This window comes from Acaryochloris marina MBIC11017 (genome assembly GCF_000018105.1).
GTDB classification, from domain to species: Bacteria; Cyanobacteriota; Cyanobacteriia; order Thermosynechococcales; family Thermosynechococcaceae; genus Acaryochloris; species Acaryochloris marina.
In genome coordinates, this window is sequence record NC_009925.1 from 1829162 (window position 1) to 1844880 (window position 15719).

The 15719-nt window shown below is 48.3% G+C and carries 18 protein-coding genes; 8 read left to right on the top strand and 10 right to left on the bottom strand.

Annotation, left to right across the window (positions count from 1 at the left end):
- Positions 1-51: 51 nt before the first annotated feature.
- Positions 52-636, top strand: a complete 585-nt coding sequence (locus AM1_RS08225; RefSeq protein WP_012162365.1) for a DUF1997 domain-containing protein — start codon at positions 52-54, stop codon at positions 634-636.
- 13 nt (positions 637-649) lie between these two features.
- On the opposite strand, the gene AM1_RS08230 is transcribed toward AM1_RS08225, so the two are convergent.
- Both AM1_RS08230 and AM1_RS08235 read right to left on the bottom strand, forming a co-directional pair.
- The gene (locus AM1_RS08230; protein WP_012162366.1) at positions 650-2542 is read right to left on the bottom strand and encodes a sensor domain-containing diguanylate cyclase; all 1893 of its coding nucleotides are present in this window, start codon (positions 2540-2542) and stop codon (positions 650-652) included.
- A 550-nt stretch (positions 2543-3092) separates the two neighbouring features.
- The gene (locus AM1_RS08235) at positions 3093-3833 is read right to left on the bottom strand and encodes a precorrin-2 C(20)-methyltransferase (RefSeq protein ID WP_012162367.1); all 741 of its coding nucleotides are present in this window, start codon (positions 3831-3833) and stop codon (positions 3093-3095) included.
- 176 nt (positions 3834-4009) lie between these two features.
- Between AM1_RS08235 and AM1_RS08240 the strand changes: the two genes are divergently transcribed.
- Complete coding sequence (locus tag AM1_RS08240) at positions 4010-4660, top strand: ABC transporter permease (RefSeq protein WP_012162368.1); 651 nt, start codon at positions 4010-4012, stop codon at positions 4658-4660.
- Here the strand turns inward: AM1_RS08240 and AM1_RS08245 are convergent.
- From AM1_RS08245 to AM1_RS08255, 3 genes are all read right to left on the bottom strand, one after another.
- On the bottom strand, positions 4657-5313 hold the full coding sequence (locus AM1_RS08245; protein WP_010472409.1) for a pentapeptide repeat-containing protein: 657 nt from the start codon (positions 5311-5313) through the stop codon (positions 4657-4659). The genes AM1_RS08240 and AM1_RS08245 overlap by 4 nt on opposite strands.
- A gap of 53 nt (positions 5314-5366) precedes the next feature.
- On the bottom strand, positions 5367-5633 hold the full coding sequence (locus tag AM1_RS08250; RefSeq protein ID WP_010472411.1) for a hypothetical protein: 267 nt from the start codon (positions 5631-5633) through the stop codon (positions 5367-5369).
- A 205-nt stretch (positions 5634-5838) separates the two neighbouring features.
- Positions 5839-6600 (bottom strand): YebC/PmpR family DNA-binding transcriptional regulator, encoded by a 762-nt coding sequence (locus tag AM1_RS08255; protein WP_012162370.1) that lies wholly within the window; start codon positions 6598-6600, stop codon positions 5839-5841.
- A 362-nt stretch (positions 6601-6962) separates the two neighbouring features.
- Here AM1_RS08255 and AM1_RS08260 point away from each other — a divergent pair, with 362 nt between their 5' ends.
- From AM1_RS08260 to AM1_RS08270, 3 genes are read left to right on the top strand one after another with little or no spacing between them, the layout of a single operon-like run.
- Positions 6963-7703: a WecB/TagA/CpsF family glycosyltransferase gene (locus AM1_RS08260; RefSeq protein ID WP_012162371.1), complete on the top strand. Its 741-nt coding sequence runs from the start codon at positions 6963-6965 to the stop codon at positions 7701-7703.
- A gap of 2 nt (positions 7704-7705) precedes the next feature.
- Entirely contained in the window at positions 7706-8470 is a 765-nt protein-coding gene (gene ftsE, locus AM1_RS08265) for a cell division ATP-binding protein FtsE (RefSeq protein WP_012162372.1), read from the top strand.
- Positions 8470-9405 carry a cell division protein FtsX gene (locus tag AM1_RS08270; protein WP_012162373.1) on the top strand — a complete coding sequence of 312 codons (936 nt, stop codon included), beginning with the start codon at positions 8470-8472 and terminating at the stop codon, positions 9403-9405. The genes ftsE and AM1_RS08270 overlap by 1 nt, the downstream gene beginning before the upstream one ends.
- Before the next feature lie 4 nt (positions 9406-9409).
- On the opposite strand, the gene AM1_RS08275 is transcribed toward AM1_RS08270, so the two are convergent.
- The 4 genes from AM1_RS08275 to AM1_RS08290 all read right to left on the bottom strand — a co-directional run bounded on the left by AM1_RS08275 (position 9410) and on the right by AM1_RS08290 (position 13140).
- Positions 9410-9742 carry a hypothetical protein gene (locus AM1_RS08275; RefSeq protein WP_012162374.1) on the bottom strand — a complete coding sequence of 111 codons (333 nt, stop codon included), beginning with the start codon at positions 9740-9742 and terminating at the stop codon, positions 9410-9412.
- A gap of 151 nt (positions 9743-9893) precedes the next feature.
- Positions 9894-10631, bottom strand: coding sequence for an HpsJ-like protein, cyanoexosortase A-associated (gene hpsJ-A, locus AM1_RS08280; protein ID WP_012162375.1), 738 nt, complete (start codon positions 10629-10631; stop codon positions 9894-9896).
- Between the two features lie 45 nt (positions 10632-10676).
- On the bottom strand, positions 10677-11510 hold the full coding sequence (gene crtA / locus AM1_RS08285) for a cyanoexosortase A (protein WP_148215694.1): 834 nt from the start codon (positions 11508-11510) through the stop codon (positions 10677-10679).
- Between the two features lie 121 nt (positions 11511-11631).
- Positions 11632-13140, bottom strand: a complete 1509-nt coding sequence (locus tag AM1_RS08290) for a serine/threonine protein kinase (protein WP_238549193.1) — start codon at positions 13138-13140, stop codon at positions 11632-11634.
- Between the two features lie 46 nt (positions 13141-13186).
- On the opposite strand from AM1_RS08290, the gene AM1_RS08295 reads away from it, so the two are divergent.
- Positions 13187-13852, top strand: a complete 666-nt coding sequence (locus AM1_RS08295; RefSeq protein ID WP_012162378.1) for an SDR family oxidoreductase — start codon at positions 13187-13189, stop codon at positions 13850-13852.
- A gap of 18 nt (positions 13853-13870) precedes the next feature.
- Here the strand turns inward: AM1_RS08295 and AM1_RS08300 are convergent, their stop codons facing one another.
- Complete coding sequence (locus tag AM1_RS08300; RefSeq protein WP_041659395.1) at positions 13871-14338, bottom strand: DUF3565 domain-containing protein; 468 nt, start codon at positions 14336-14338, stop codon at positions 13871-13873.
- Between the two features lie 178 nt (positions 14339-14516).
- Between AM1_RS08300 and AM1_RS42075 the strand changes: the two genes are divergently transcribed.
- Together AM1_RS42075 and AM1_RS08305 are read left to right on the top strand one after the other, a co-directional pair.
- Positions 14517-14660 carry a hypothetical protein gene (locus AM1_RS42075; RefSeq protein ID WP_187152928.1) on the top strand — a complete coding sequence of 48 codons (144 nt, stop codon included), beginning with the start codon at positions 14517-14519 and terminating at the stop codon, positions 14658-14660.
- Positions 14644-15696 (top strand): NAD(P)/FAD-dependent oxidoreductase, encoded by a 1053-nt coding sequence (locus tag AM1_RS08305; RefSeq protein WP_012162381.1) that lies wholly within the window; start codon positions 14644-14646, stop codon positions 15694-15696. Before AM1_RS42075 ends, AM1_RS08305 begins: the two co-directional genes overlap by 17 nt.
- Positions 15697-15719: the final 23 nt, after the last annotated feature.

Consider the following 15719-nt stretch of genomic DNA (forward strand, 5'->3'; position numbering starts at 1 on the left):
TCAGCCAAAGAAATGTAAAATTACCTTAACAGTCCCGTAACGTTCTCGTTTATGCAACTTAACTTTGCAGCCTCCCATTCTGTTTTAATCACTGTCCCAGAGGCGTCAGTGCCCATCCAGCACTACTTACGGCAACCCCGTCGCTTAGTCTATGCCCTCACGGATCGCAGTCGAGTTGAGCGTCTTGCTGATGACTGTTTTCGCCTCACCATGCGCCCCCGAGAATTTCTGGCCATGAGTTTTCAGCCTGTCGTCGACCTGAAAGTCTGGGCAGAACCCAACGGCACTGTACATTTACGGTCTGTGGGCTGTGAAATTCGCGGCATTGAGTATATCAATAACCGTTTTGATCTCACTTTGAACGGTAAGCTCTATCCCCTAGCGACCGATGGTCCAACCCAGCTGATGGGTCAGGGAGATGTCAGCGTGAGCGTTGAACTCCCCCCAATTTTTTGGATGACGCCCCAGCCCATTTTGGAAGCAGCCGGTCAGCGGATACTGCAAGGCATCTTTTTAACCTTTAAGCAGCGGCTTGGACATCAGCTAGTTGAGGATTACTTGAGGTGGGCAGGTACTTCTCAGCCGTCTGTGACGGATTCTGTTCATGGTTTATCGGCCAATCCTTCAAGCTACTAAAATCCCTAAATAGTCACGAAATAACCCGATTGCGACCTTGTTGTTTAGCCCGATAAAGGGCAGCATCGGCTGCTTCCAATAATTCTGTGTAGGTCTGTTGAGTATTAGGGATGACAGTTGCTACTCCTAAACTCAGGGTGACCTGGTCGCTAGCAGATGAGGTCTTATGGGGAATCCTGAGGACTTCGATAGCTGTGCGTATCATCTCAGCAATGTGGGTGGCGCCAGGAAGGGGCGTATTGGGAAGCAACACTACAAACTCTTCCCCGCCATAGCGGGCTACCATATCCGCAGGACGTTTAACGCTTTTATCGATGGCTAAGGCAACTTCCTGCAAACAGGTATCTCCCGCCTGATGCCCATAGGTATCGTTATATTGTTTGAAATGGTCTACGTCACACAAAATAATGGACAAGGGCTGTTGTTCGCGCCGCAGTCGCCTCCACTCCTTGTCTAAGGATTCATCAAAGCTACGGCGATTATGGATCGACGTCAGTCCATCAATGCGGCTGAGCTGTTGTAATTGCTGATTCAGTTGCTTCAGTTTTGCTTCTGCACGATGGCGCTCTTCAATTTCTTGTTGCAGCTGTAAATTACGATCATAAAGGGCCTGGGTCCTCTCTCGGACTTTGTCTTCTAAATCGGCATTAATGATGGCACGGTCTAAAATACTGCCGGCTTGGGTATTAAAGGCCATCAAAAAGGTCTCATCTGTCTTACTGAAATTTATCCGATACCGCTCCGGCACTTCTCCTCGTCTAGATTCTGCGTTAGCAATACTAGGACGATATTTATTCGCCAATTGTGCAATGGCGATCAGTTTGCCATGGGCGTTCAGAACAGGCATGCACAACACACTATAAAGGGGGGTATTACACCCAAATTGATGAGTGGATAAGGGCAGATGGTTAAAGGCATAATTCAGGGGGTGCTGAGTCTCCACCAATTTACCCAAAAGCCCTGTCCCTAGAGGAATTTGTTGATGGGGAATATTGGCATAGGTCCACAGCCGATGATGATCTTGATCCACGAGCCACAAAATGGAGTGCTCAGCCTGCATTAATTGTTTGGCTTCCGCCATGATGTGAAGAAGAGTCTCCTGTAGAGATAAGCCGCTTTGGCCTAGCACTTGAGTAGAGGCCATCAATGCATTGGCAGCGCGCTGTTTTTGGGCTGCGGCATAGAACGCTTTAGAACTCTCAAGTAAAAGACCGATCACTTCTACAAATTCTGCAAAAATTTTCTCATCAGCTGCCCCAAATCCCTGGTGATGAATTCGATCCTGGATGGGAAGGGTGGGATGTACACCTGGACGGATTTTGTTCAACATTTGGACAACGGCCAGTAGCTGTCCCTGTTGATCTAAAACCGGGATTGCCAATAGGGTATAGGTTCGGTACCCTGTGCGCCGATCTTGCTTTTTGGCTTCTTCCGAGCGGGGATCATCATAGAAGTCATAGGGAATATTAAGGGTCTCTTGGTGAGTTGCCACGTGACCCGCAATCCCCCGATTAGCCGGAAGACGAATTTCAATGGAGTTCGACCCACTCTCTTCTTGGACCATAGACCATAGCTCTTGCTGCTCCGCATCAAACATAAAAATCGTGGTTCGATCGGCATCGAGCAGTTCACCTATTTTGAGGGCCATGGAATGGAGTAAGTCATTCAAAACACCCTGGAATCCCTGATCCTCCAACATGCATAGGGTTTGATGGACAATGCTGAGTTCCTGTTGGACTTGCTGAACCACTTGACGAAAGGTTTGTTGGGTTAATGGAGCCAACAGTTGCGCAAATCTGCCAGGTATAGGTTTGGGTTGACCGACTTGCGTCAAAAATTGCGGTGTGTTGTTGGCCGCATGATTAACCGCGAGTTGCTGAGATGAATGTGTAGAAATAGCCTTCATACCAAACCTATACGCAAGACCAGCAGACTGTCAGGTAAGGACCCAAGGCCACCCACCCAGAAACAATCCAGATGAAAGAGTGCTTAATCTAAATCAAATAGATATTTTTTAAAGAAAAATTAAATAATTAGTATGTTTAAGAATGTAAATACGAATAGGCCTAGCGTGCCCAATTGGGTCACAGGCTTAACAAGATAACGCTGCTATATCGTTCCACCGTTTATCCCAAAAAAACAACATAGACGCCTGGCTTTGGACAAGAAAATGAGTTTTCTGGACTCTAAACAGCGATAAAAAAGACAAAATCAGAAAGTGCCATCGCTTTCAATCTTATTAATACCCTCAATCCCAGCCCTGATTCGCCATACATCTAGAAATACGAGACTGGGACGCTTATCACGACTCTCTTGATGCCAATCAATGAAATGTCGAAAGCTTAGAGAATACTACAGAAATTATCCATTTTCGGAAGTGTGATAGGTGCCACGATTAACGCAAAACAGAATTCCTGGGATGAGGTCTTCTTCGGAGAAAAAAGATGACCTGACTATCAGCCTGAGCTGGATTTTGAACCTGTAGGCTTGGTAATAATCAGGAGAGAAAAATAGGGTAGTTCTAAGTCTGGGTACTGCTCAAGATTATGATAGATTTCTTGCTCAGCCGTACTGGCTCGGATGACAATAGAACTCGACTGTAAGAGGTTGTGCTGTTTTAAAACTTGCCAAACCTGTGGATAAACGCTGCTCACCTTAAACAAGACCACGACATCAGCCCAAGTTAGTGCTTCTGTTAAATTTTCTAGTCTTTGGAGCGTCGGCAAAATAGCTAATCGATCGCGCTGGTAGGTCAGAGGCACATTCAAGGCTGCCGCTGCCGCCATCGGTGAGCTTATCCCCGGAATCCGTTGGATAAGCGCTTGGGGATGGAGGTTGATCAGGGTATCAGCGAGATAGGTGAAGGTACTGTACATGCCAATATCGCCTTCACAGGCAAAGGCAATATCTTGCCCTTTACCAAGAAACTTCCAAACGATTTTTGCCGCTCGCTGCCAGGCCTCGTTCAGTTGTTCAGGCTCCTGAACATAAGGAAAGATTAGGGGTAAGCGATATTGTGAAGACAACCAAGGGGAAATAATTTGTTCGGCAATTCCAGGCTTACCCTGAAGACCGGCAGGATAGGCAACAATAGGACAATTTTGTAGACGATTGAGGCCTTTTACACTAATTAAATCTGAGTCTCCAGGACCTACACCAATCCCATATAACGTACCAATCTGAGGGGATATTGCCAAAATAATGTTGTCTCCCAATAGTGATAACCAAGTGATGGGGAATCGTCACCAAAGCTTGAGTTTATAGGGTATCTTATCGGCGGTTTGTTCCCAATACAGTCTAGTCTGGAAGAAAACTAGGGTGATCGGCCCATCTGCAGGGAATATATTCAAGAAAACGTTAGGTCGAACTGGCTATGGTTCTCATTGATGCCTCTCGTTATGCAGCCTCGCACCAAGAGCAAGTGATGGAGGCGATCCAACAACATCTGCTGTTGGTGAGTGTGCCCTTAGGTTTCGCCCTCTTGATTGGCGGATATGGGGGATGGCAATGTGTCTGCTGGTCTAGACAACACTCAACCACACTGCCGCTTGTGCTGCTGAATGTATTTAATGGACTGCGAGTTATTCCGAGTCTGGCCATCCTATTTTTGCTTATTCCTATCTTGGGTCTCACCTTTCAAGCTGCGGCTTTTGCCCTCTGTCTATTGGCTATTCCTCCGATTTTATTAGCGACGGAAGTGGGCTTTAGAACTGTTCCAGCTTCAGTTCGAGAGGTGGGAATGGCAATGGGTATGACTCCGTGGCAACTCTTTTGTCAGGTCGATTTACCCCTTGCATTGCCCGTCATTCTTTCAGGCGTCAAAACGGCCACCCTAGAAGTGATTGCCAGTGCAACTTTAGCCGCGTTTATCGGTGCTGGTGGGTTAGGTTCATTTATTACCCTCGGGTTTGCCCTCAATGAACCAGCGATTTTGTTGGTAGGGGCTATCCCAGTTGCTGGGTTGGCGCTTTTGGCAGAAGGGTTTTTAAATCGTTTGCAGCAATTACTGCGGTTGCCTGCTTAGTCATGAATGGTGCCATCTGGCATGGTTGTCCCTTTTAACAAGGCTTCATAAGGATTCGCACGACATAAATTGGCGCGGTACAAATTGGCACGGCACAGATTCGCTTTACGCAGATTGGCCTCCAGAAAATTGGCCAAGCCTAAATTCGCTTCAATCAGATTGGCTCCTTCTAAGTTGGCCTGATTGGCGTTGGCCATATAGAAGTTCACCCGCATCATATTGGCCTGGAAATAATCGGTGAGAGAGTTCTCTGTTGCTTTCAGATTGGCACCGACTAGGCTCGCTCGTCGGATGATGGCTTTGGATAAATTGGCTTTATGGCATTTAGATTGAGACAGGTTTGTTTTATACAAATCAGCCCCTTCCAAATTGGCGCATTCCAGATTAGCCGATTCAAGGTTGGCATGGATCAGATCAGCCATTCGCAAGTTAGCCCCTTGTAAGCTGGCTCGCTGCAAGTTGGCTTGCCTGAGATCGGCCCCTTCCAGATTGGCATAGGTCAAGTTGGCCTGTCCCAGATTGGCTGCTTCGAGGATACATCCACTTAAGTTCGCCCCCTCCAAATCAGGGCGGACCAAAAGATTTTGTCCTCGCCAATTGTTCCACACTTCAATGCCTTGCTTGATCAAGTCGAGATGTTCTGCATTAGCCATGAGCTAGGACGTTCTCAGTGAGGAGGGCAAAATTAATGCCGGACGTAGGTAAGTTAACGCTTTTTTTTCCGGGAATAACTGGTTTCAATCAGGCCAGACTTCAAAGGTTCGCCTATTTCGCGCTCCATACGGATAATTTTGCGCGTTAAGTACTCAATAGTTTGGCGCTTAATCCACCCACGCTCAACGAGGATATCACCAAAACGCATCCCCGTCGCCTCTTGATCATTCAAGGCTACATCGACTTGAGATTCAGAGAGTAGTCCAGCGTCAATGAGATAACTTCCCAAGCGCTTAGTTAACGGATCATAGGACAGCATAAAGGTACTATTTGCAGTGAATCGACGTCAATAAATGAGTTTACGGCCTAAACAATTTCTCTCTTTTGGGAAAGAGAAAGATCGATATTCCTAAACCTAAAATGCCCCTTTTCCCCGATCAAAAGATCACGAGGGCCGATTTCTATTGGTTCCTAACAGCAGGGATGTTGTCTGACTCCTTACAAACGACCTAGAATTTTCAGCTTTACAGGCCGGCTAAGGCGTTATCCATAAATTCAACATTGGCCGTGACGGATTGCACATCGTCTAGATCTTCTAGGGCATCCATTAGGCGAATCAGCGATTTGGCTTGATCGGGATCTGCGATCGCAACAGACATTTCCCCGATCCAGCGTATTTCAGCATCCAAAATCTGGAAGTCTTGAGCTTTGAGGGCTTCAGTCACCGTTTCTAATACAGTTACATCCGTACTCACCTCAGCAATGGCTTGAGCATTTTCTTCCACAAACTCATAAGAGTCCGCCCCTGTTTCGACTAGAGACTCCAGGAGTTGATCTTCATCAACCGGCCCAAGAATGGAAATAATACCTTGCTGATGAAACATCCAGCCCACGCATCCCGTTTCACCTAAATTACCGCCATACTTATTGAATGCCGCCCGCAGATCAGCTGCGGTCCGATTGCGATTATCGGTCATTGCCTCAATTAAAAGGGCGACGCCACCAATGCCATACCCTTCGTAACGAATCTCTTCCCACTGATCGCCTTCCGCATCAAGCTGCCCTGAGCCTTTCGCAATAGCCCGGTCAATATTTTCGTTAGGAATACCGGCAGCTTTCGCTTTATCGATCGCAGAGCGCAATTGAAAATTACCGTTAGGATCAGCCGAACCATGGCGAGCTGCCACAATAATAGCTCTGGAGAGGCGAGCAAATACCTTCCCTTTCTTCGCATCTACCCTTGCTTTTTGCCGTTTAATATTGGCCCATTTACTATGTCCTGCCATGCGTAGCCCAAACAATCAATCCTATAGAAGCGGTCACGGTTTTCATTATGGCACTGCCCAGCCCCCTGAATAGGAGGTGTCAAACCTGCATATTTATTCCTTTTGGAGCAGATAACTGCATAGGGGCAAAGAGACAACCTCCCCAATGCATTGAACCTTATGAACGGGATGTCAGTTGGATGACGTCACTAGTCGTCGAGGTTAAGGGATAATGGCAGGATGAGTAAATCCAATGGGTAACCTACAGATACAGTCCCCTCTTTTCTTTAACAGGAAAGAGGTTTGTTACTGCCATCGCTGGTTCCACCCCAAGATTTAGTCATCACCCATGGCCACACCAATAGGGACGATAACTGATACCCATGCAGCTAGCTTCTGAGCAACCCAAATCTTTACCCATATTGGGATTAGCAGTCGATATTCTGCCCGACTATACCCAATGGTTGGCAGCTCGAATTGCTCAGAACGCAGGACTCCATGTCGTCACACTCAATGCCGAAATGACCATGCAGGCCCGGGAAAATCCTGAGTTAGCTCAGATCATTCAAGAGGCAGGTCTTGTGATTCCAGACGGGGCTGGTGTCGTCATGCATTTTCGCCTGCGGGGTCGGAAAATTGATCGTTGTCCAGGGATTGAAATGGCTGAGGCCCTTTTACAAGCCTCTAAACAAGAACCTTGGTCCTTTTTCTTCTATGGCGGTACCCCAGGTGTAACGGAACAGGCAGCTCAAAAATGGCAGCAACAACAACCTACGATCAATATCGTAGGAACACAGCATGGTTTTATCTCTGGCGAAGAAATGGATAATTTTTGCCAGACCCTAAAACAGCTGCAACCTCAAGTGATTTTTGTGGGTCTGGGGGTTCCCAGACAAGAATTCTGGATAGCCAAGCATCGCCATCTCTGTCCCCATGCCATTTGGGTGGGCGTCGGCGGCAGCTTTGACATCTGGGCAGAAACGAAAACCCGCGCACCGAAATGGCTCTGTGACAACAATCTGGAATGGGTCTATCGCCTATACCAGGAACCTTGGCGTTGGCGGCGGATGCTGGCGTTACCACAGTTTGCCTGGTGCTCTTTGATGGACACCCTGAGTAAATAGCAATGACCCAAGCGACCTTTTCCACTCGTACCATGTCTTCGACTTTTAAGCGATTGAAAGCCCAAGTGGACACTCCGGCTCATGCCCATTACACCGTGCAGTTAAAAAACGTTTGCAAGGTATATCCTCAAACGCGGTTTAACTTATTGGATATTAATTTAACCCTAAAGCAGGGTGACTTCCTATTTGTAACGGGGGCCTCTGGTGCGGGTAAGACCACCCTTATGAAGCTAATGTATGGGGCAGAACAAGCCGATCGGGGCGAAGTTAGGGTGGTCGGCACGAATGTAGGATTGCTGAAGGGCAATCGTCTGTCCCATCTACGCCGGAAACTCGGGGTGGTGTTTCAAGACTACAAGCTGATTCCCCGCTGGACCGTGGCTGAAAATGTGGCATTTGTGTTGCGATCCCAAGGGGTTCCCAAAGCAGAAATCGACCGACGTCTATATCCCACTCTTAAATTGGTCGGCCTGCAACAACGAGCAGATTGCTTTCCCAGTCAGCTCTCTGGGGGTGAACAACAGCGGGCCAGTATTGCCCGGGCGATTGTCGGCTCCCCTAAATTGCTATTGGCTGATGAGCCCACTGGGAATTTGGATCAAGACAATGCCTTACAAGTCTTGGGAATTCTCAAGAAACTGAATAGCCTTGGCATTACAGTGGTAGTAACAACCCACGATATGGGACTGATACAAGCGGTGAAAGCGCCCGTTGCTCAGCTCGATCAGGGGCGTTTACAGGTGGTACCCGCAGAACAGGTAATCTAATGCGTTCTCATCCGTTCCAAGTTCCTGAACAACTCAAGGTGGTAGCCACAAAACTCACCTATTTGTTACAAGAAACGGGGCGAGGTCTCAAGCGAGGCGGCTGGATGAATTGGGCTGCAATTAGTACTGTGACCGTATTGCTGTTCCTCCTCGGCATCAGCTTGCAAACCTCCTGGCAAGTGAGTGGATTACTCAATAATTTAGGATCTCGATTTGAAGTTGCAGTTTATCTAAAGCCAGAGGCCACTGGCACCCAGCTCAAATCCTCCATTGCTCAATTTCCCGATGTCTCCAGTATTGAAGTGATTCCTAAAGATGAGGCTTGGAAAGAATTGCTAGCGGACCTAGGCACCACGGATATAGCAGGTGCCACGGAAGGATTAGGGGAAAATCCCTTGGTCGATGCCCTCAAAGTACAGGCCAATTCTGCAATAGCCGTCCCAAATCTGGCGAAAAAGATTGCGCGTTTACGCGGGGTAGAAACGGTTCAATATTTGGACGAAGCCCTGAAAAATCTCACCCAGCTAAATCGAGGATTTAGTCAGATCAGTTTGGGAGTCGTGGCATTGCTGACGTTGACAGCGATTGCAGTCATCACTACCACGATTCGACTGATTGTCGTGGCTCGGAATCAAGAAATTGAAGTCATGAAATTGGTCGGGGCAACTACAAGCTGGATCTATTTCCCTTTTGTGTTGCAAGGGATCACCTTTGGGCTAGTGGGAGCTGTCATTGCCTGGATATTTCTGGTGGTCATCCGACAGCTGATGCGCACCGCCTTTGCGCAGCAACCTATTTTTTTACAAACCTTGGGAGAAGGACTACAGCTGAGTCCGTGGCAAGTCGTCGTATTGCCTCTAATTCTGTTAGGGTTTGGCAGTGTTGTCGGGATTATTGGAAGTCTATTTGCGGTTCGCCGCTTCGCCAGCAAGTAGCGGCTTATCCCCCAAAGAGCCTCTGCCACCAGCCCTGCTTTTTGGCAGGCTGTGGGCGCTGGGCAAGTTCCTGGGTTAAACGCTGGTTTGTTGCCCGTAACTGGGCTATTTCAGCCGTCAAAGTGACATTGCGCTGAAAAATTCTTTTTTGCTGTAGCTCTAATTCAGTAATTTTTTGCTGAGCAAGTTCTAAGTCTGGGTTAGGGGGAGCGGGGTCAGGCTTTGGCCATTGGCTGTCTGACTTTTCAACTAAACGTTGAGATGTTTCCAAAACCTCAGCATCCACTTCAGCAGCAGGCGTTTGCCAAGGATCATCACAATTATCAACAGATGGCATGGCGTCAGTGAATGGAAGCGAGAGAAACTATAGGCATTCTACACATATTTTCCAAGATATAGCTCCGAATAGGGATATTGGTCTATTAGTTCAGCAAAAGAGGGAAATAATCTAAATTTCTTAACTTAACTATCCAGTATTGTAGCTTGCCTTACAAATAGGACTTTTTGCGGGCCCACCGAGTACTTTGCCAAATTCGGAGACCCACAACAGCACCAATTAAAGCTCCCAAGGACCATTTTATCGTTCGTTTCAGTAATCCAGGTTGCTCATTTCGAGCCTGCTCTAGGGCGTCTTTCGCTTGTTGCTCAATCGCAGACCGGGCAGGGGATAGTAAGCTGGGAATTTGAGCCTTGATATCCGGTAGGGCCTGATTAGTATCTAATGTTATCGAGGAACGATTTGTAAGAGCCCGACTAAGCAGGCGCTGGAATTCGTCCACAGAATTAGTCTGATCAAGCTTTGTCTCTAACTGCTGAACCAAGGCCAAGCGTTGCACTTTAAAGGCATTAATTTCTTCCACTTTTAGATTGTGTATCCGCATAGAATTCACAAAACATAAGGGAATCATGGCTACTAACACGAGGGTTAGAGCGAGGGTAAGCCAGGTTAGCACCTTGAGAATCAGTTTCTCAGCGGGACGACGATACTCCTGCTCCCCCCAAAACACCATGACAAAGCCAATAAGCGGCACTGGAATCCGTTCAACGATGGACCCGATACTACGAAATTCCCAAACAGGATTCATCAGGTCAATCGGAATAAGAATCGCCCCCAAATCCAGTAGGGCTAATAGAAGTAGGCCGTACCCTAGCCAACGAATCATCGTGATGGAACGAGATTGAGTGGCATAGGCCCGCCAGAGGCGATCCAGTTTAGGTTGAGTCATGGAGATTGTGATCTGCTTCCGCCCAATCTTACGCCTTTAAAGCACTTATTCAGGATGATCTCCCTGAGCTTGATGAACAATCCACCCACAAAACAGACCAAAGAGTAAAACTGTCACCACCACAAAGACTAAGGCGCCATCATTACTATGCCAATAGTCAAACAAAGCGGGGTCGTTTTGGGTCGAGAGGAGGGCTAATAACGCCACACGGATGCCATTAATCACAAAACCTAGAGTAACTGCCACTACGGGAGCCATAATCTTTGCAGAAGTGGGGAGCGGAAACATCAACAGAAAAATCACTGTAATGGCAAACATATAGGTCATTAAGTTCAGGCCCGAGCAAGCGGGAACCACCTTCACCGCTCCATCTGGCAACTGAATTAAATCATTGGTGAGTTGAACAGAAAAACCTGAATACCACAGTAAATACGTCGAGAATTGAGCCGTGAAGGGAGAAATATCGGGAATAAACTTTAGCAGCAGTTTCGGCAGACCGAGGCAAAAGAGGGTGAGCAACTCTATTTGATATTGCCCCAAAGTCTGCCAACCTGAGGCCAGCAGCATAACACCAATAGCCGCGATAAACGGGGCGAATGCCAGGTACCAACCAGTCGGCGACTGCAAGCTTTGGAACAAGATTCCCCCCACCATACAAATCCCACACCCAAGGGACAGGATGTTGCTGCCCAGCTGCAGCTGCAATCGCCGATCCCAGAGGCTGGACAAGGCCGCAAATAAAAATACCAAGCTCATGGCTAAGTGGGCCACCTTATCCGCTCTTAGATTAGCGGTAAAGTACAGTGCTAGAAAACAGCCTGTGACCCCTAACAGAGCCATAACCGGGATTTTGATCTGATGGCCTGTATAGATGGACATACCCCTAATCGACATGGACTGATATCACTCTCTTTCACCAGCAGCTAAAGAATATTCTCTAGATTAGCAACTGTGAGAAGAAGACGACTCCTCCAAACCTTGGCATGCAGCTTGGAGGCTGTTATCCATAGGGAGCAATCCACTGCCGCAGTGTTTGGGTAAGTCGTTGGCTGTCTTGGTTGTTCAAGCTATGGGCCAGGGCTAACGCTGATCGGCTTTTGAAATTAACCATAACTGTTTCTTCTTCCCGGGTCAGAGACACTGCGTAGATATCAGTAATGTCTCTGTGGGGTTGGGACTGTTGCCAATAGGTCAAGCCCGATAGCTGATATTTGATAATTAGCTGGTGGTCCACACTCTCGATGACAGTGCTCGTCAAGTTCTGCTTCAGCCAATTGAACCCGGTGAGCCAAGGGATACTGCCCAAACAAAGCAATAGCACACCAATACTAAGGCTCCCTACATCTCCGGAGGCAAGAGCTTGGCGCGTATAGGTCAAGCCAATAGGCAGCAAGGCCAGAAGAATGACAGCTAATGGCCCTAAAAGTGTCAGCAATGTCATCCCAACCAGATCCTTCAATCTGGGTAAGGGTGCGGACCAAATGGGGTGAATCTGTGCTTGTAAATGCTCAGGATTAGGATCAATTTGGAGCCGATGCGTGCTTAGTTCTTTAGCAGAAACTGGGGCTACTCTACTAGCACTCGGAGAGGTTAAGGCCGATAATGCTGTTCTTGCAGACTTAAATCGATCGGCTAGGGCAGGAGCTGTCATTTTCTCTAGCCATGACGTGAGGTGGTTTGTAAGGGTAATGCGATGGCCGTTCCTTGCTGTCCGGAAAATATAGGCCAGCCCTTGACCATCGCCAAATGGTAACCGCATATCTGTCTGGGTGAGTTGAGCTGGAGCTAGCCCTGTCAGCAGGTGCAATAAGGTTGCCCCTAAGCTATACAAATCTGAAGCTGGGACAGCTTGGCCACCAAACTGCTCTAAGGGGGTATAGCCATAGGTGCCCACCACCGTAAAGGAGCCATCGGCTGGGGTCAATCGATTTTGAACAGCCCCAAAATCCACTAAAAAAACCGTTTGGTTAGGGGTCAGGATTAAATTACTGGGCTTGATATCTCGGTGGAGGATGGGGGGATTCTGCTCATGCAGGTAGATAAGAATCTTTAAAATTTGAGCGGCGACATCATAAATCTCTGACTCCGAAAGCCGTTGCCCCTGGGCAATCAACGTTTGTAAGTTATTGCCTGGAATATACTCTTCAATCAGCCCCAGCCAAGGTTCAGGGGCCTGGATATGAAAGGAATCGAGATACCGAGGGATTTGAGGATGATTCAGCTGCTGGAGAACCTGAACTTCCCGTTCAAAGAGTTTCATTTCATCCCAGGCCATCCCTCGCCCAAAGGCCAAAAACTTGATAATGACTGGCTTGGGTTGGGAGGTGGGCTGATGATCTGTCGCTAACCATGTCTGCCGGGTCGGTTGTGCTCTCAACTGCTGCCGCAGTTGATATCGTTCCTGGATGACTTGCCCGACCGTTAGCATAATGGGTGGAGCGACTGAATCTGAATCAACATCTCCCATCTTAATGATGATGGCTCGACCAGACAGGTCTACCGGTTCCAAGGTCTTGTATTTTATGTAACTTGATAGGAGTGTACAGAATTTTCCTATGGCAACTTATTTAGTGACCGGTGCCAATCGCGGTATTGGCTTAGAATATTGCCGACAGCTCCAGCAACGGGGTGACACAGTTATTGCCGCCTGTCGCACCTCATCACCTGAGTTAGAAGCCCTTGGCATTCAGATTGAAACTCAAGTGGATATCACTTCAGACACCGCTGTGGCCGATTTCAAGCAGCGGTTGGCAGGGCAGTCCCTAGATGGATTAATCAATAATGCGGGGATGATTGATCGAGTCACTTTGGAGGACCTAAATATTGAAAGTATTCGCCGCCAATACGAAGTGAATGCCATTGGCCCCTTACGTCTAACTCATGCTCTCTTGCCCAATCTTCCATCGGGTTCCAAGGTGATTCTGATGACGAGCCGGATGGGCTCGATTGGTGACAACACCTCTGGTAGCTCCTATGGCTATCGCATGTCTAAAGTCGCTCTTTGCATGGCGGGGAAATCTTTATCTCATGATCTCAAACCAAAAGGGATAGCTGTAGCGATTCTGCATCCTGGCTTGGTTCAGACTCGAATGACCCGCTTTAATGCTAAAGGAATTACCCCGGAGCAATCCGTCAATGGACTATTGGAACGCATCGATCAGTTGACGCTAGACAATACAGGTACGTTCTGGCATGCCAATGGAGAGGTATTGCCCTGGTAAAAGGGTGTTCAACAGGCGTTACGGTTGTGCTCGCCGCCAAAATTCAACATAAAATACTGCATCTTCCCTAGGTTGAACATCGTGTTGGACTTCGGGCAGAACGATACCGGACGTCTGAGGGTCTAACGTTTCTTCACTATAAAAGGGGTGGTGAATGCGATAGATCAATGTCCCTTCTACAACATGGATGAGGCCCCAAACTCCTTTTTTGGTTCCATGGTGCTGGGTTAAACCAGCAGGAATCGTTTCAGCATTAAAGACGGGGGTGCGTTTGTAGGGAGCATATCCATCCGGTATTGTTTTGCGATCGCACCATCCACAATCCAATTCAGTTCCCATCCGGGATTCCCGACCAGCAGCCGTCATCACCCAAGGACGGGGGAAAAACGGTGGATCATGACGGGTATGTTGGGCATGGCCACAGTCTAGGTCTGCCACCCAATGGAAGTCCTGATCTTGATGAAAGCCTACGATTGTCCGCAGCAACTGCTCTTCCCTCGATTCCAGACCACTATAAAACTGTAGGCCAATTTAAAGTTTTACGAGTCCCATCCTAGAGAAGCCTCACCAGGCAAAGTTCTCCGAGATCTGAGCCGCGTAATAAACACGATTTGGGCTGATAAGTCTGATAGAAGTGCAATTTTTTATGCGGGGAAGTTTGGCGATGGCGCCCATTGAGGACGTTAAACGACAATGTGATGGTCAAAACTCGGCCAGCAGCCATCACATTGTCCTGCGGGTAGGGACCTTACCCTATGTATGGGTCAACCACAATCCGGAGGACTGGCAACGTGTCATCACAGACTAAAGCCGATGTCGTGATCGTCGGTGGAGGACCGGGTGGCACGGCAACAGCGATTCACTGTGCCCAAAAAGGTCTTAAGGTGACTCTCCTGGAACAAGCCGAGTTTCCCCGTTCCCATCCTGGCGAAACCTTACATCCAGGTATTGAACCGCTGCTCAAAAGGTTGGGGGTAGCGGAACAGGTGCTCAATGCAGGCTTTTTGCGTCATCCAGGCCATTATGTAGAGTGGCAAGGGGAGCGAGAATTTCAAGCCTTTGGTGAAGATGAGCAGGGACCGTGGTTAGGGTTTCAGGCGGTGCGATCGCAGTTTGATTCCCTACTACTAGAACAAGCCCAAACCCTGGGGGTCCAGGTTCTTCAACCCTGTCGAGCCTTAGAACCACTCGTTAACCAGGGACAGGTACAAGGACTCAATACCACCTTAGGTCCCATAGACGCCACCTTTGTGGTGGATGCCGCTGGCAGTTGTCAATGGTTGGCGCGAAAACTGGGGCTTAAAACTACGCCTTATTCTCCTCCTCTCAGAGCCTATTACGGCTACGTGACCGGAGAATGCCCAGAACGAGACCAAGCCCCTTTAATTGTCTCCGATACAGAGGGGTGGACCTGGATTGCCAAGGTGGAACACCAACGCTATCAATGGACGCGCTTGTCCTTTGAGCGTCAACCCGATGCCCATTGGCAGCCTCAAGATTTGGCAAATCTCTGTCCAGAAGGGAAGGCACGGGCCGTGGACGTTACCTGGCGGCTGGTCAATCCTGCAGCGGGTCCCGGTTACTTTTTGGTGGGGGATGCCGCTGCCGTCTTAGACCCAGCGTCTTCCCATGGCGTTCTTAAAGCAATGACCTCCGGTATGATGGCAGCTCATCTTATGGTGCAAAGCTGCCAAGGTGAACAACTTCAACCATCATCGGCTAGTCGCTATTGTGCATGGCTACGCACCAATTTTTATCATGACCTGATTCATTTACAAGGTTTTTACGCCCCCATCCTATCCGCTCTCTCTTCCGCACCTACCTTGCAATCGACATCATTGTAGACTAGGAACCATTCAAGCTGGCA

What these genes read in the sequence shown, in the direction of transcription:
- AM1_RS08225 (WP_012162365.1), top strand. Translation starts at nt 52, where the DNA reads ATGCAACTTAACTTTGCAGCCTCCCATTCTGTTTTAATCACTGTCCCA.
- AM1_RS08230 (WP_012162366.1), bottom strand. Translation starts at nt 2,542, where the DNA reads ATGAAGGCTATTTCTACACATTCATCTCAGCAACTCGCGGTTAATCAT.
- AM1_RS08275 (WP_012162374.1), bottom strand. Translation starts at nt 9,742, where the DNA reads ATGCCATCTGTTGATAATTGTGATGATCCTTGGCAAACGCCTGCTGCT.
- AM1_RS08250 (WP_010472411.1), bottom strand. Translation starts at nt 5,633, where the DNA reads ATGCTGTCCTATGATCCGTTAACTAAGCGCTTGGGAAGTTATCTCATT.
- AM1_RS08270 (WP_012162373.1), top strand. Translation starts at nt 8,470, where the DNA reads ATGCGTTCTCATCCGTTCCAAGTTCCTGAACAACTCAAGGTGGTAGCC.
- AM1_RS08260 (WP_012162371.1), top strand. Translation starts at nt 6,963, where the DNA reads ATGCAGCTAGCTTCTGAGCAACCCAAATCTTTACCCATATTGGGATTA.
- AM1_RS08245 (WP_010472409.1), bottom strand. Translation starts at nt 5,313, where the DNA reads ATGGCTAATGCAGAACATCTCGACTTGATCAAGCAAGGCATTGAAGTG.
- AM1_RS08255 (WP_012162370.1), bottom strand. Translation starts at nt 6,600, where the DNA reads ATGGCAGGACATAGTAAATGGGCCAATATTAAACGGCAAAAAGCAAGG.
- crtA (WP_148215694.1), bottom strand. Translation starts at nt 11,510, where the DNA reads ATGTCCATCTATACAGGCCATCAGATCAAAATCCCGGTTATGGCTCTG.
- AM1_RS08295 (WP_012162378.1), top strand. Translation starts at nt 13,187, where the DNA reads ATGGCAACTTATTTAGTGACCGGTGCCAATCGCGGTATTGGCTTAGAA.
- ftsE (WP_012162372.1), top strand. Translation starts at nt 7,706, where the DNA reads ATGACCCAAGCGACCTTTTCCACTCGTACCATGTCTTCGACTTTTAAG.
- AM1_RS42075 (WP_187152928.1), top strand. Translation starts at nt 14,517, where the DNA reads ATGGCGCCCATTGAGGACGTTAAACGACAATGTGATGGTCAAAACTCG.
- AM1_RS08240 (WP_012162368.1), top strand. Translation starts at nt 4,010, where the DNA reads ATGGTTCTCATTGATGCCTCTCGTTATGCAGCCTCGCACCAAGAGCAA.
- hpsJ-A (WP_012162375.1), bottom strand. Translation starts at nt 10,631, where the DNA reads ATGACTCAACCTAAACTGGATCGCCTCTGGCGGGCCTATGCCACTCAA.